Origin of the sequence: Paenalicyclobacillus macrosporangiidus (genome assembly GCF_900116805.1) — a bacterium.
Taxonomy (GTDB): Bacteria; Bacillota; Bacilli; order Alicyclobacillales; family Alicyclobacillaceae; genus Alicyclobacillus_H; species Alicyclobacillus_H macrosporangiidus.
Genome location: NZ_FPBV01000009.1, coordinates 60706 through 74642, shown reverse-complemented (window position 1 = coordinate 74642; position 13937 = coordinate 60706). Strand labels below are relative to the sequence as shown.

The window sequence follows — 13937 nt, the reverse complement described above, 5'->3', positions numbered from 1 at the left end:
CCCTCATTTTCTGGTAGACTGAAGTTGACGAGACAATAATCTACAGAGAAGAGGATGTTTGCGCTTATGGTACGTGAACCTCAACACCAAGATCAACTCCAATCCATGGTTTTTTCCTTTTTCAAGGAGTACAGGATAGCAAGACTCCTGAAGCAGTCAAATGTCACCAAGCAAGCTGGTTCCGAGCTATATTCTGTCTCGTATTCACTCAGCGAAGCCTGAACCATTGGCTAAAGCAGTCAGGCGGAGACGGGTTTGGCAAAGGGTCTACGACGACGTGTCTCACAAATTCGTGCGTGGTTTCCGATATGCTGACACTGGGCTGGTCAGACGGGAATTCGTTCGTGTCGATCGCCTTTGCATCTACGGAAAGCGGTGGGACATTGAGACCTTCTTCAAAGTCAGTAAATCCCATCTTCGACTGGCGAAAGAGTTGCAGGGACATACATACGACCAATTGTTTGCCCACACCACCATCGTCTTCGCACGATACATCATGTTGTCGGCGGCAGCAGATGTTCATAACGGCACCGTGATCGACATACGGCCAAGTATGGAGCCAACACTGCACCGTACCCAAGCTGTACCGTGCACGACATCACATCTCCTCTCCGGGGAGTGCAGGCTAAACCTGAAGGATCCGGGTTACTGCGTCGGGACGAATACGACGCGTTCCTTGATGTCGGAGAGCGCATGCCACACTGTCTCCACTTCGGAAAGCGGGAAAGGTACGGCGTTCACCTGCAGCTTGTCGGCGGCAATCGCGTCGACGAGTGCGGGCAGCTCGGCAACATAGTTGGCAGTTGAGACCGAACCCTGGCCGCTTCCCAGCACATGAAAGTTGGCAGCGCGAAGTGCGACGGAAGGCACAGCGGCAGTCGGGCCAGCGATGGAACCGATTTGGACCCAGGACAACTTTCGGCTCCGATCCGATCGTTGAGTCAGTATGGCCAACATCGCACGTTCGGCAGGCTGCCCCCAGAGATAGTCGAGCACAATGTCGACTTCAGATGCAGCTTCCCCTAGCCGTTTGGCAACCCTCTCTGGCTCGTCTGCCAGCGAAACGATCTCGTCGGCCCCCAACGCCAGAAGTGCTTTGAGGCGGTCCGAATCACGTCCCGCGCCAATCACCTGACTGGCCCTCAGAAGTTTGGCAATCTGCACAGCCATCTGACCGGCATTTCCAGTCGCTCCAAGGACCAGAATCTTTTGCCCGGGTTGAAAATCGACGCGGCGGCGCAGTGCTACCCATGAGGACATGGCTGGATTCATGGCTGCAGCGATGCGAACTGGATCGACGGTTTCAGGCAATGGGACACTACGTCGCAAATCCACGACCGCCTTTTCCGCGAATGTGCCGAGAGATGTGTCGGGTGCCACAAAATAGACCAACTGCCCGTTCGCCATTCGTCCGACACCATCAATCCCAGGAATGAGTGGTAGCGCGCGCGGACGCGTGTAGTGAGAACCGTCTGCCTGAGAGCGGACACGCGGGTGCAAGCCTGCGGCGAGCACGTCGACAAGTACTTCGTTTTTTCCGGACGGCTCTGGCGTGTCGAACCATTCGTACTTCGGCGCAAGGCCGAACGAACGTACAACAGCAGCGTTTGAACACAGCAGTCCGGAGTGAATCGACACATGAACCATGACTCGTGGACAGACTCACATGATCTTTCGATTGTGGATGGCTTGGTACAACTGTCGTACCTGATCCAGTCTGTACTTGCTCGTGTGGGATCCGAGCATGATCTTTCAAACATTCAAATTCGACTCCTCGGTATTCTGCGGGATCGAGAGCCAAGCATGTTTCAGCTTGCCCAGTATCTGAACCTCGAAAAATCCAGCGTTACTGGGTTGGTGGATCGGGCGGAGCGTCGTGGACTCGTGGAACGTGTTGTCTCGCCGAATGACCGGCGTGGATTCAATGTGAGATTGACTGCTGCCGGCCGGCAGCTGGTACATGTGGCGGGTGCAGAGATTGAGCGACAAATCAATGCTGTCTTGGAAACGCTCACAGAAACGGAACGGGCATCCCTCGCCACCCTTGCAACGAAAATCTTGAGGTCTGCACATGCACAGGACTGAGGGTACTTGCTCTTGCTGAGCCGGGCGGGGCAATTGAAAATCAGCTTGTGCCACGGGCATTGATGGAAGAAATGGAAATTTGGGAACGGCTGAACCTCGTGTCGCTGCAGGGATTTGTCGACCTGGTTACGAGGTCTGTCCACGATGGAGCCATCCCGGTGAATTCCCCAAAGTTGCCGCAATTGGCTCACCATGCGGTGTCTGGTCGCGGAGATTGGCCCGGTTTATACTGATGATGCAGAGGGAACGATGAGGATACCGAGAAAGGCCCATGACATGGTTGCAAAACATTTGACCGGCGCAGCGCCAAAGAATGTGGGGGATACGGTACGTGAATTTGGAAGACCTGAGCAAGGTTGTTTTGACGCGGCGTAACATCAAACTCTTCAAGCCAGATCCAGTGGATGAATCACTCGTTCTCTCCCTGCTGGACATTGCGAAATTCGCGCCCAACCATCGCATGACACAGCCCTGGGAAATTGTCTTCATCGGACCAGAAACCCGCCGCAAACTCAATCACAAGGCAGATTTCGGCGGCGCTCCCTTGGTGATGGCCGTCCTATCCGAAGGAGCTGCAAAAGATGAAGATCGAGTGGAACAAATCATCGCGACCTCGTGTTTCATACAGAACTTTTTATTGTTAGCCCATACTGTGGGCCTCGGAGTGCGATGGACTTCCATCGGAGCTCAACCGGAAAACCGTACCCTTCTCCACGTGCCGGAGGGATACGATGTGCTCGGCGTCTTCGGAATCGGTTATCCAGCAGAAATACCGCAGGCGAAAGAACGAACCATGATATCGGAAAAAGTGCGTCACATGCCGTGACTGCTCTACAAGCATATTGATCGACCCGACCTGCATTTTTGTCTATAATTGTTGAAAGCGCCGCATGGTCCTGCGCAGGCCATGCGGCGCGCCTGTTGCGGGTGGAACAACCATTGTGAAATGCCAAAACAAATATATCGTTTATTCTGAAAGTTACGACTCAATGGTGCGAGTGGTTTTGCTAATCATTATGTTCGACATATTCACTTATGGTTCCGTCTGGATGTTGTACAGTGAGATTCGTTCCCGTTGGAACCCGGGTAAGGCCGCAAATGACTTGGCGTCCCGATTCTATAATAAAATCATAAAACTCATGAATGGAACCTACTGTAAATGTCGCAGTGGTCTCTCGAAAAGGTTCCAGCGCTTTATCCGATCCAGCCAAAATGAGAAGGTTACCCACGGATGCTAATTCCAGCCCCACAGCTTCATACTTGAATTTTGAATCTCAAAGTCGCAGATTGTCCTAACAGATTTTCATAGAACTTCAGGGCCTTGTCCATATCGTTCACATACACGCGTATGTAAGTTTGAAGTACTTTCATTCATTCACTCTTCTTCATTTTGCTGGCATTCTGCCCCCCGAAACGATTCATCCTACGATGTGACTCTATCAGGAAATCGGGGACAAAGTAGCTGCCCGTCTCGATCACGGAGTTGGTGTGCCAATCGTCGCCAACTAGGCATTAATCGCTTAGAATCGCCCGGATCGCCTCCAGTGTCGTATGGACATCCTGGTGTGGTCCGTCTTCACTGCACCAGCGACCGTCCGGCTCCTGTTTGTCAAGGAGCAGGGCCCTTGATTTCTCAATCAGGGGGTGAGTACTTGATACACCTGCACCTCGCAAGCTGTTTATTAACCACGCCAAGTTCCCAGAGTCCAAATCATAGATCCGGCCATGCAGATAGGACATGATCTGCTCTGCTCTCGCCTGATGCATTTCGGAATAGAGAACGCCTGCCGTCAGCCAGTGTGTATGAAGGAATGATGGCATTTGACCGTGCGAGTTTACGTGCTCAACCAGAAAGTCAATCGCGCGACGAACGTTCTCCGGAGCGGTATGAAAGAATGTCAGCCAATATGCGCAATTGGAAGTTAAATAGAGTTGGGCGGAGAGATCACCTGGTTAACACCACGGCGGCGCAACTTCTGCCAGTCGGTGATCTTCTTCCCAGGAACCGTCATTTCTTTGCTTTTGGATGATAAACTGTAAGGCTTGTCGTACCACATTTTCGGTACCGGTTACAGAGAGTTGTTCTAACTGTGCTAGACGAAAGCAAGTGGAATCCAGTGCGCTTGATTCTGCCCAGAATGGTGCCCAGCCGCCATCAAAGGACTGTGTTTGGGCTATCAAATCTATTGCACAAGAATTTTCGACTTGCTCACCTACCAACATCCGTAATCTGATTTGTTCGACCTCGTTCCCGTTCGTTTTCACGAACGCAAACGCCTGCTCAAGCCGTTGCATGCCAATCCCTCCCTCAGTGCTCAATCCCTCCGCAACCTGCTTGTTCTTCCAACATACCACCGGAATAGTCCTGAGAACAATAAAGTCTGGGAACAGTACTCTTTCTCGTTCTTTTTTGTCGCCATACGAGTTCCCAACAGATGAGGAAGCATTCTGCACAGAAGGCCGAGACGCATTTCTTTCCTCGACTCAGTATCTGTACACGACTTGCCAAGTCTTACCGCCATCCGTGGTTGTGGCATTGCAGCATCCTTCCAGGTGGTCTCGCCATCGTTCGATGTGTACAACGTGTTCCCGATCATCACGTAGGCAAAGTTATCCGCAAATTGAATTCGGAACGTTTACAGCCGGACCGTTCACTTCACGAAAAGCCGTACTCGTGCGCTCCCAGTAAATCCCCCCATCCATGGTGCGAAACAGATATACTTTGCTCCAATCGTACTGCCCTAGGTCCATCGTCTCTGCGGCATGCGCCCCGGGCTTTAAGGCCGCCCCCAATGCCGTCGTCTGTCCAGTAAACTCGACTGGGATGAAATCCGATGGTGGCAATGGCAGTGCTTGCGCCAGTCGCCACGAGCTGAACAGCGGTGTCGCTTTTTCCTTGGACTGTGAATGGGCCCCAGGGTCAATCCGGGTGTCCATTTGATTCAATTCGGAAGTGACATTTACCCACGTCTTTCCGCCATCGATGGTCCGGAGGATTAGGTGATCCGGCGTTAAGATCCAACCGTGCTTGGAATCGACCATGAAAACTCCGTTGAAGGAATGAAAGGGAGGGGCAGCCTGGACATCGAACTGATGCTCTTGAACCGCAGGTGTTCGTTCTTGAAGCGACGCGGATTGTACGTACTCATACACACCTGCTGCGACGCAAACAGCGACGAATGGGTTGCCTCGGCAATTATCGGGAAAACAGGTGTCAGCCATCAGGGGGGATGAGAAGACGCACAGACAGCATCTTCGTCTACTTTTCCTATCAAATTTTTTGGTTGCATGTCTTGTCAGACAAGCGTTCACTTTTTTATAATCAACTTGAGTTTTTTGTCTCTACGGATTCAGAGACCATCCGAACTCCGGTTTGGAGGCGGGGGAACTGTTTTTTGGGGCGAATCCTGCTCAAAGCGCTGCGTACTGCCGGCAGCCGCAGGCAGGCAGGGAGGAGAAGCCGCTCCCGAGCCCGTCAACTAACCTCGCAGGATGTAAAGGGGCTTACAGAATGTTGCGATCTTGGCGCGTGGCCGCGGGAACGGCCGTGTGCGCCACCGGTCTCGCCGTGTATGCGGGTACGGGGCCTGTGGGCGCTTCCCATGAGTCTTCGAGTACTGTCACCGTAAGCGGTGTTGCACCCGTCGTACGGTTCCAACCTGCATCGTCATTCTCTTCTCCGCCCCGCCAATGGGTGGCGGTCGCGGATACGGACCCGCTCCTCACCTTCGACACCTCCGACGCCAACTTGACGTCGTCTGAACAGTCGGTGCAGCGAGCCCGCGTGCAAGCCGTATTGGATGAAGCCGCGGCGCATCGAGACACGCTTCCTTCCAACTCCGATGCCAAGACACCTTCCTCGCAAACCCGGCGAAACCCGCCCCAGGCAGGCGACAGCCCTGGGCGCGCTGCGGGCGCAGGAAACGCCCGGTCCGCCGCAGGTACGCCAAAGCGTTCAGCGTCACCGGCGCCCACAAGCAGTTCCGCGCTGTCCAGCCGAGGGAGTTCTCCCGTCGCGGACTTGACATTCGGTGTTCGGGTCGCCCAGACCGCCCAGCAGTTTATTGGGGTACCCTACCGGTGGGGAGGGGCCTCGGATCGAGGATTTGATTGTTCGGGGCTGGTCCAGTACACGTTGGCGCGCGTTGGCGTTCACGTGGGCCGGACCAGCTATGATCAGTATCAGGAGGGCCAAGCGGTCGGGCGGTCCGACTTGGAGCCTGGAGACCTCGTGTTTTTCAATACCGACGGTCCCGGGGCGTCTCACGTCGGCATCTACATCGGGAACGGCCGCTTCATCAACGCCACGCCTACAGGGGTGCGGACGGATTCGCTGGGCAGTGGATACTGGGGTTCACACTATGTCGGTGCCCGCCGCGTCCATCCCTGATGCCAGGAGTCCGTGAGGGTTCTGGCGATACCGGTCGACGATGGTGCGGACCTCCTGAACCGCCTCCCATGGAAGCGATTTAACCATCTCCGCGGTGCGGACCACCTCGGACCACTGTGACGATGTGAGCGCATCTTGCACGAGATTCATCTGCAGGCGTTTTCGGTTGACTTCGTTGACGGTCACTCCGAACATCTGGGCGATCTCGGCGTCTGTACGCCCTTCCTCCCAACTCAGGCGGCGCAACTCCTCCTGTGAAATCAGCGGGAATGGCTTCGGCGGAGCGGCCTGCCTGTGGCCGATCGTGGACGGTTCTCCGTCACGCATGCCGGTCACCTTCCTCGTCATCCTGTTTGATCCAATGGTGGCCGAACGTTCCGAGGAATATGCACGCGTGTCAGGGCCTGTCCAACAACGGCCGCCGAGCCATGAGGTAGGAAAGATGGCCAAGTGACGCCGATTCAGGCGTTCTTCACAATCACGGAATCGAGCACGTCCGCCACATCCTGGCAACGGTCGGTGATCCCCTCCAGGATCTCGTAGACCTCTTTGAGTTTGATGACCTCCAGTACATCTCGGTCCCGATCTTGAAAGAGCGCCCGCAGGGAATCCCGCAACAGCTCGTCTCCCGACTTCTCCAAGTGATTGATGCGCAGCGTGTGCTCGCGGATATCCAACAACCGGCGCGCGTTGAGTTTCGCGATGGCCTCGTGCACTTCGCGCGCACTGTCCACGATGTTCCGGGCGAAGTCGAACATCGGCGGGGTGGCCGACGTCACCCGGTACAGGTCGAACCGCACGGTGCAAGCCTCGAGACCGTCCACCACGTCGTCCATCTTGATGGCGAGCGCGAGAAAGTCCTCCCGTTCCAACGGCGTGATGTAGGTCGCGTTCAGCAGGGAAACCATATCACTGGTCAGGTCGTCACCGCGAACTTCCATATGTTTGATGGAAGCCGCCAACGCTTCGGGATGTGACAGATTGTGCAGACCCCGTTCAAATTCGGCAGCCGCATTGCGGACGTTGTCCGCAATCTGTACCAAGTAATCGAACAGCTGCTGATTACGCTTGGCCAACGGTATCCTCTCCCAGTGTGGATTGGGCAGGACGCCAACCGCCTGCCCAAACAGGTTCCTATTCATTATACCGAAATGCCCTGAGACAGACCTATCGATCCCGTGGTGACGCGGCCCGTGGAGACGCGGGGCAGCATTGGCGGATGGCTTCCCCCGGTCTCGGCCAGTGCCACCACCTCCTGAACTCGCGCCTGCCAGGTATGTTGCCGTGCGAATGCCTGTCGTTCGGCGCGCCGCGACGGTGCCTCGCCTTTGACTTCCGCCCATGCCCTGCGGACGGCTTCCGCCAATCCCGTATTCGGCGCGGCCTCGTACACCAGGCCCCCGAGCGGTGGCGGCACAGGGACGCCCGAGACCACCGGCGGCTTGCCCACCGCCAGGTATTCGCCTAACTTGAGCGGGTTGGAGGCGGCACTGGCCGGCGACGGGATGCGGGGCAGGATCAGGATATCCATTGCATGCAGGTATGCGGGCAAACGTTCATACGGCACGGGGCCGAGCACATGCACGCGCGGGTGCGCCTGCAGGCTATGAAGCGCATCTTCCAATTCGGGATCTCCGATGTGTCCCCGGCATCCCATCAAATACAGTTCGGTATCGGGCAGTTGTTCCATCAACGACAACAGGGCCGGATAATCGATCCAGTGGTTGAGCGTCCCCGCGAACCCGACGCGAATCCCTCCGCATGTCGCGGACGGAAGGTTCGGAAGTTCCGCATGCGCGGCGAAGTGGCCGGCGTCCACACCGTTGGGCAACAGGTGTGCGGGTCGGCCCAGATGGGCCTCGCTCCAAGCCTGCAGCGCCGGTGACACGGCGATCACCGCGCTGGCCCTGCGCGAGATCCGACGCCACCGTTCCAGCACCCGTTGCCGCGGCAGCCGATAGGGGAAGCTGAGGACGTCATCCACCAGGTCAAGCACCAGGTATTCGGGGGCCAAGCTGGAAACTAGCGGTTCCACCGCATATGACCAATTGGTCAGGTACACGAGCGTTGTCCTGCGCCAATCGCGCCCCCATTCGGCCTCCAACGTCCGTTCCAGTGCGCGCGCCTGAAGCTGAATTCCCCAGTTTGCCACGTCGATGCGACCTGGAATGGGGAGCGGCGGCGTGAGCACCCAGGTCTCTCTGCTGCGGCGGGAGCGCCACCGGAGGACGGGGGTCTGCAACCCCCGCCAAGCGCTGTACGGCGGCGAGGGTTCGACGTAGGCACGGGGAACCGGTGCAGCGGACGTCATCCACCGCGAGGTGTCGTGAAACCCCGGGGTGTCGAAGGCCGACATGCCGAAGGTGAGCCAATGGGACAGACGTTCAGACACGGAAAGTGCCTCCTTGGATGAAACGACCGATGGTGATCCGGACGGATCGTAGCACATGAGGACGCGTGGTGGTACAACCATTTGTCGAGGCGAGGAGAACGGCGACGAAAATCTTTATTTTTCGAGAAATGGAGCCCGCGAGTCCTCCCGCGTCGCGCCATACTGCCATTCCCCGTGGCCCTGGAAAGCGGCGGTTGTTGTCGACAAATACTTCAATTGCTAAAATGGGTGCAGAGAGGACAGACCATGGGAGTGACAGGGCTGTGCAGCACGGTGAACCCCAGCGTACACTGCAGGACGGCGGGATGTCGGAGTACCTGCGGCAGATGGAAGAGCTGTTGGCGCGTTTGCAGCGGGTGATGTCCTCGTCCAAGACCTTGATCGCCGAACACGGGTTGACCGGGAGCCAGGTGTTCATCCTGCGCTACCTGGATCATTGCGCCCAGGCGAAAGCTTCCGACATCGCCCGCTTTGCCGGGTTGAGTCCGGGCGCGGTGACGCAAGTGTGCGACGACTTGGTGCGGATGGGGTTGGTGGAACGGACGCGGTCCAATGACGATCGCCGTGTGGTGCACATCCACATCACGGAGGAGGGCCGCCGCCGCCTCGAGCAGGTACGCATTCTCCGCGGGCGCCGCATTCTGGCGGTGTTGAACAAGCTCGGGCCCGAGGATACAAGGGAGTTCGTCCGGCTGATTACAAGGTTTGTGGAGATCGCCGAAGCGGAGTTGGGGAAGTGAACACCGGATGGCAGAAAGCGAGGGGAATGGATGCGCGTCGCATGGATTGGCTTGGGGGCGATGGGGGCGCCGATGGCGGCCCGGGTGGCGCAAGCGGGCTTTGATGTTCGCGCTTACAATCGGACGCCGAAGCCGGTGGATCTGGGACCGGGCAAAGTGGTCAGCCGACTGGCCGATGCCGTGGATGGGGCGGATGTGATCTGCCTGATGGTGTCCGATGCCACCGCGGTCCGGAGTGTACTCGAGGACGGTGGCGTGGCGGAGAGGCTTGCGCGGGGCACCGTGATCGTCAACTTTAGCACCATCGGCGTGGCGGAGACGCAGGCGTTCGCGATGTCGATGGCGGATCACGGCGTGGAGTGGATCGACGCCCCCGTTTCCGGGTCGGTTCAACCGGCCCGCGAGGGCAAGTTGGTCGTCATGGCGGGCGGTTCCGAAGCTGCCTTCCGCCGCGTGGAACCGGTGCTCCGCGCGGTCGCCAAGTCGGTGCACCATCTGGGGCCCGTCGGGTCCGGTTCGGCCATGAAGCTGTTGGTCAACGCGTATCTGGCGACCGTGATCACCGGCGTGAGCGAGTGCTTGGCTGTGGCCGACAAAATTGGCCTCGGCCGCGGCCGGTTGCTGGAGGTGTTGTCGGAGACGAGCACCTGGTCGCCGGTGCTCGCGGCGAAACGGCCATTGTGGGAGAACGACGAGTTTCCGGCGTCGTTCGCGCTCAAGCACATGGCCAAAGACCTCCGGTTGGTGCAAGACCTGTCCGGCGCTTGGATGGCAACGATGCCGCTGGCGTCGGCCGCGTATCAACAGATGCTGGCGGCTTGCGCGCACGGCTTGGCTGAAGATGATATGGCTGCTGTGTTTCGCCAGCTCGCGCAGACGGTGGGGAGCCGTTGAAACGGGCGGCGATCCTCGACCGGGACGGCGTCATCAACCGGAACGAGCGTCCAGTCAACCGGCCGGATGAACTGGTTCTGTTTCCCCGTGCGGCAGAGGCGATTCGCCTCCTGAACGGTGCGGGGTTCTTGGTGTGCGTGGCGACCAATCAGGGCGGCGTGGGACTCGGCTACATGTCGGAGGCGGATCTCAAAGCGGTGCATCGCCGCATGTGCGAACTGCTAGCGCGGGAGGGGGCTCGCGTCGACGACATCGTGGCTTGCACACACCGCCCGGACGCGGGATGCCCGTGCCGCAAGCCGAAGCCCGGAATGCTGTTTGCGTTGGCCAGACGGCATGACCTCCATCTGGCGGCCAGCTACATGGTGGGTGACCGGGACACCGACGTGCAGGCGGGCCTCGCTGCGGGCACGAAGACGGTGTTCATCGGTACGGGGCCTTCCGAAGCACACTACGAAGCCCGGGATTTGTTGGATGCCGCCGAGTGGATCGTCCGGGACGGAGGAGGAAGCGGGCTGCCGCGCCAGGACCCGTGACGGTGCGGCCCTGGGCGGCGGGGCGCAGTGCGGCGGGTGAAAGCATACATTGCCCTGATCAGCATCTCCGGCAAGCCCGGGGAGATCAGGGGGGAGTCATGGTGTACACGCCGCCGTGGGTGGACGGCGATCTCGACCTCATCTGGGACCTGCGGGCCCCGCAGCCTTGGGCCGCCGGGCAGTTGCAGGTGCAGCCTGGGTGGACGCGCGCACAGCCGCTCTGGTGGTCCGGCGCGTATCCGGTGCTGGGACCCTGGCACGCCTTTGCGGGACCGGATCCGGCGTGGTGGGACGCGTGGAGCTTGCAACCGTATCACGGATACTGGGCCTGACCCGCCGAGGGTCGGGCCCTTCGCCTGATGGCGAAGTTTGCTGGAGGACGGGCTCGCAGGGTACAATAATCTTGGGCGGTCGCGGGCGTTTTCCGGTCGCGTCCCGATCCGCTCTGTCGGAAGGAGGAATGGGCATGGTTCAACCGTTTGTCAACGAACCGTTGACCGATTTTTCGGTTCCGGAACAGCGCGCGGCGTTTGAACAGGCGTTGGCAGAGGTCGGGGCGCAGTTGGGACGGACCTATCCACTGTACATAGGCGGCCGGGAAGTTTTGACCGAGCGGCGCACCGCCTCCATCAACCCATCGCAAAAGGACCAGGTGGTCGGGTACGTCGCCAAGGCCGACCAGGCGCTCGCCGAAGAGGCGATGCAGAGCGCACTGGCGGCCTTCGAGACGTGGAAGCGCAAATCGTTCGCCGAACGGGCGCGCTACCTGTTGAAGGCAGCCGCCATCATGCGGCGCCGGAAACATGAGCTGTCGGCCTGGATGTGCTATGAAGCCGGCAAGACGTGGCCGGAAGCGGACGCGGACACCGCGGAAGCCATCGACTTTTTGGAGTTTTATGCGCGGGAGGCCATCCGGCTGGGCGAGGTGCATCCCCTGGTGCGCATCCCCGGGGAGGACAACGAACAGCACTACATTCCGCTCGGCGTGGGCATCATCATCCCGCCCTGGAACTTTCCGCTCGCCATCCTCACCGGGATGACCAGCGCCGCGGTGGTCACCGGGAACACGGTGTTGCTCAAGCCGGCGACACCGACGCCCGTCATTGCGTCCAAGTTTGTCGAGGTGATGCGTGACGCGGGGATCCCCGCGGGCGTCATCAACTTCGTACCTGGAAGCGGCGCGGAGATTGGGGACTATCTGGTGGATCACCCGAGGACCCGGTTCATCTCCTTCACCGGATCGAAAGAGGTGGGCATCCGCATTTACGAGCGGGCGGCCAAGGTCCAGCCGGGGCAGATCTGGCTCAAGCGGGTCGTCGCGGAAATGGGCGGCAAGGACGCCATCGTGGTGGACCGGGAGGCGGACCTGGAGGACGCAGCGCGCCAGATTGCCGCGTCGGCGTTTCACTTCTCCGGTCAGAAGTGCTCTGCCTGTTCGCGAGCCATCATCCACCAGGACGTGTACGACATCGTGGCTGAGCGCGTCGTGGCACTGGCCCAATCGATGCGCGTGGGGCCGGCGATGGATGGCGCGAGCCAGGTCGGGCCGGTCATCGACGAGTCGGCGTATCGGAAGATCTTGGAATACATCGAGGTAGGCAAGACGGAGGGCAAGTTGCTGGCCGGCGGCGGCAAGGCGGAAGGCAACGGATTTTTCATTCAACCGACGGTGTTCGGGGACGTGGATCCGCACGCACGCATCGCCCAGGAGGAGATCTTTGGCCCCGTGGTGGCCCTCATCCGCGCAAAGGACTTCGAGGATGCCATCCGAATCGCCAACGACACGGAGTTTGGCCTGACCGGATCGGTGTTCAGCAACAACCGCGAACACCTGGAGTATGCCCGGCAGGAGTTCCACGTCGGCAACCTGTACTTTAACCGCAAGTGCACGGGCGCTCTGGTCGGGGTACATCCGTTCGGAGGGTTCAACATGTCCGGCACCGATTCCAAGGCCGGCGGGCGGGACTACCTCCTGTTGTTCACCCAGGCGAAGGCGGTGTCGGAGAAGTTGTGAACCCGACATGGGCGGGGGTTCGCTGCGGAACCTGTGCGTGGGCGGACCACGTCGCGTTTTACCCGAAGGGGATGCGCCCTGAGGCGCGGTTGTCTTACTACGCTCGCCATTTTTCGCTGGTGGAAGCCGACGCCCCCTACTACCGCATTCCGCCTCCGGACGTGGTCGCGCGTTGGGCCGAGCAGACGCCCGAGGGGTTCGTGTTCGACGTCAAGGCGCACCGGACGATGACCTTGCATGACCGAGGCGAGGCAGGTGCGGCCCAGCGTGCGGCCGATTTTGCGGCATTCCTCCGCGCGATTTCGCCGCTGAAGGAAAGCGGACGTCTCGGCGCGGTGTTGTTTCAGTTCCCACCGTGGTTTGTGGCGAACGAGGCGAATCGCCGCTATCTCGACGAGGTGGCCGAGCGGATGGACGGCTTTCTGCTCGCCGTGGAATTCCGCCATCGCAGTTGGTGGCAAGGGGATGCGGCGCTGCAGACGGCCGATCACCTGCGCCGACTGGGGGCTGTCAATGTGGTATGCGACGAACCGCAGGTGGGGCAGGGGACCATCCCGTTCGTCCCCGAGGTGACGCAACCCCGGCTGGTCATCTTCCGCCTGCACGGGCGGAACGCCAAGACGTGGTATCAGAAGGGATTGCGGTCATCGCAGCAGCGGTTCGACTATCTATACACACGGGAAGAACTGGCGTCGTTTCTTCCGTACGTCCGGCGGTGGACGCAGGAAGCCAGCGCGGTTCACATTCTCATGAACAACAACCAGGGCGACTATGCGGTGCGCAACGCCTTGGACTGGCTGGATCTGTTGGGCATCGCCGCGCGGGAAGCGCGGCCACAGGATGATCCACCGGGCCGCCAGTTGCGTTTGTTCGATCCAGATTGAGT

The 13937-nt window shown here is 59.3% G+C and carries 15 protein-coding genes, 1 pseudogene and 1 riboswitch; of the genes and pseudogenes, 10 read left to right on the top strand and 6 right to left on the bottom strand.

Translation table 11 applies throughout. The annotated features are described in order from the left end of the window. Nucleotides 1–361: 361 nt before the first annotated feature. Nucleotides 362–505: pseudogene (locus BM357_RS19310) on the top strand (IS4 family transposase); the annotation flags it as partial. Between the two features lie 140 nt (nt 506–645). Here BM357_RS19310 and BM357_RS09485 read toward each other — a convergent pair. Continuing rightward, a complete protein-coding gene (locus tag BM357_RS09485) occupies nt 646–1647 on the bottom strand; it encodes a quinone oxidoreductase family protein (RefSeq protein ID WP_074952164.1) in 1002 nt (333 codons plus the stop codon). Between BM357_RS09485 and BM357_RS09480 the strand changes: the two genes are divergently transcribed. Together BM357_RS09480 and BM357_RS09475 are read left to right on the top strand one after the other, a co-directional pair. After that, on the top strand, nt 1639–2085 hold the full coding sequence (locus tag BM357_RS09480; protein WP_074952161.1) for a MarR family winged helix-turn-helix transcriptional regulator: 447 nt from the start codon (nt 1639–1641) through the stop codon (nt 2083–2085). The two genes, BM357_RS09485 and BM357_RS09480, sit on opposite strands and share 9 nt — an antisense overlap. 331 nt (nt 2086–2416) lie before the next feature. Next, nucleotides 2417–2911 carry a nitroreductase family protein gene (locus BM357_RS09475; RefSeq protein ID WP_245783927.1) on the top strand — a complete coding sequence of 165 codons (495 nt, stop codon included), beginning with the start codon at nt 2417–2419 and terminating at the stop codon, nt 2909–2911. 428 nt (nt 2912–3339) lie between these two features. On the opposite strand, the gene BM357_RS20705 is transcribed toward BM357_RS09475, so the two are convergent. After that, entirely contained in the window at nt 3340–3414 is a 75-nt protein-coding gene (locus BM357_RS20705; protein WP_425426535.1) for a hypothetical protein, read from the bottom strand. 624 nt (nt 3415–4038) lie between these two features. Then, complete coding sequence (locus tag BM357_RS19305; RefSeq protein ID WP_074952156.1) at nt 4039–4380, bottom strand: hypothetical protein; 342 nt, start codon at nt 4378–4380, stop codon at nt 4039–4041. A 1054-nt stretch (nt 4381–5434) separates the two neighbouring features. Beyond that, a riboswitch (cyclic di-AMP (ydaO/yuaA leader) is annotated at nt 5435–5594 on the top strand. 2 nt (nt 5595–5596) lie between these two features. On the opposite strand from BM357_RS19305, the gene BM357_RS18975 reads away from it, so the two are divergent. Then, nucleotides 5597–6475: a C40 family peptidase gene (locus BM357_RS18975; RefSeq protein ID WP_083430351.1), complete on the top strand. Its 879-nt coding sequence runs from the start codon at nt 5597–5599 to the stop codon at nt 6473–6475. Here BM357_RS18975 and BM357_RS09455 read toward each other — a convergent pair. From BM357_RS09455 to BM357_RS09445, 3 genes are all read right to left on the bottom strand, one after another. Next, nucleotides 6440–6811: a hypothetical protein gene (locus BM357_RS09455; protein WP_074952151.1), complete on the bottom strand. Its 372-nt coding sequence runs from the start codon at nt 6809–6811 to the stop codon at nt 6440–6442. The genes BM357_RS18975 and BM357_RS09455 overlap by 36 nt on opposite strands. Before the next feature lie 125 nt (nt 6812–6936). After that, complete coding sequence (locus BM357_RS09450) at nt 6937–7551, bottom strand: DUF47 domain-containing protein (protein ID WP_074952149.1); 615 nt, start codon at nt 7549–7551, stop codon at nt 6937–6939. A 65-nt stretch (nt 7552–7616) separates the two neighbouring features. Next, nucleotides 7617–8867 carry a glycosyltransferase gene (locus BM357_RS09445; RefSeq protein WP_074952147.1) on the bottom strand — a complete coding sequence of 417 codons (1251 nt, stop codon included), beginning with the start codon at nt 8865–8867 and terminating at the stop codon, nt 7617–7619. Nucleotides 8868–9130: 263 nt separating this feature from the next. On the opposite strand from BM357_RS09445, the gene BM357_RS09440 reads away from it, so the two are divergent. The 6 genes from BM357_RS09440 (at nt 9131) to BM357_RS09415 (ending at nt 13935) form a co-directional block, all read left to right on the top strand. Next, nucleotides 9131–9607: a MarR family winged helix-turn-helix transcriptional regulator gene (locus BM357_RS09440; RefSeq protein WP_175511495.1), complete on the top strand. Its 477-nt coding sequence runs from the start codon at nt 9131–9133 to the stop codon at nt 9605–9607. Nucleotides 9608–9637: 30 nt separating this feature from the next. Then, entirely contained in the window at nt 9638–10501 is an 864-nt protein-coding gene (locus BM357_RS09435) for an NAD(P)-dependent oxidoreductase (protein ID WP_074952145.1), read from the top strand. After that, entirely contained in the window at nt 10498–11037 is a 540-nt protein-coding gene (locus BM357_RS09430; RefSeq protein WP_074952141.1) for a D-glycero-alpha-D-manno-heptose-1,7-bisphosphate 7-phosphatase, read from the top strand. Before BM357_RS09435 ends, BM357_RS09430 begins: the two co-directional genes overlap by 4 nt. Before the next feature lie 101 nt (nt 11038–11138). Further along, nucleotides 11139–11369: a hypothetical protein gene (locus BM357_RS09425; RefSeq protein ID WP_139234652.1), complete on the top strand. Its 231-nt coding sequence runs from the start codon at nt 11139–11141 to the stop codon at nt 11367–11369. 134 nt (nt 11370–11503) lie between these two features. Beyond that, entirely contained in the window at nt 11504–13051 is a 1548-nt protein-coding gene (gene pruA, locus BM357_RS09420) for an L-glutamate gamma-semialdehyde dehydrogenase (RefSeq protein ID WP_074952136.1), read from the top strand. Beyond that, entirely contained in the window at nt 13048–13935 is an 888-nt protein-coding gene (locus tag BM357_RS09415) for a DUF72 domain-containing protein (RefSeq protein WP_217647682.1), read from the top strand. Before pruA ends, BM357_RS09415 begins: the two co-directional genes overlap by 4 nt. Nucleotides 13936–13937 lie beyond the last annotated feature (2 nt).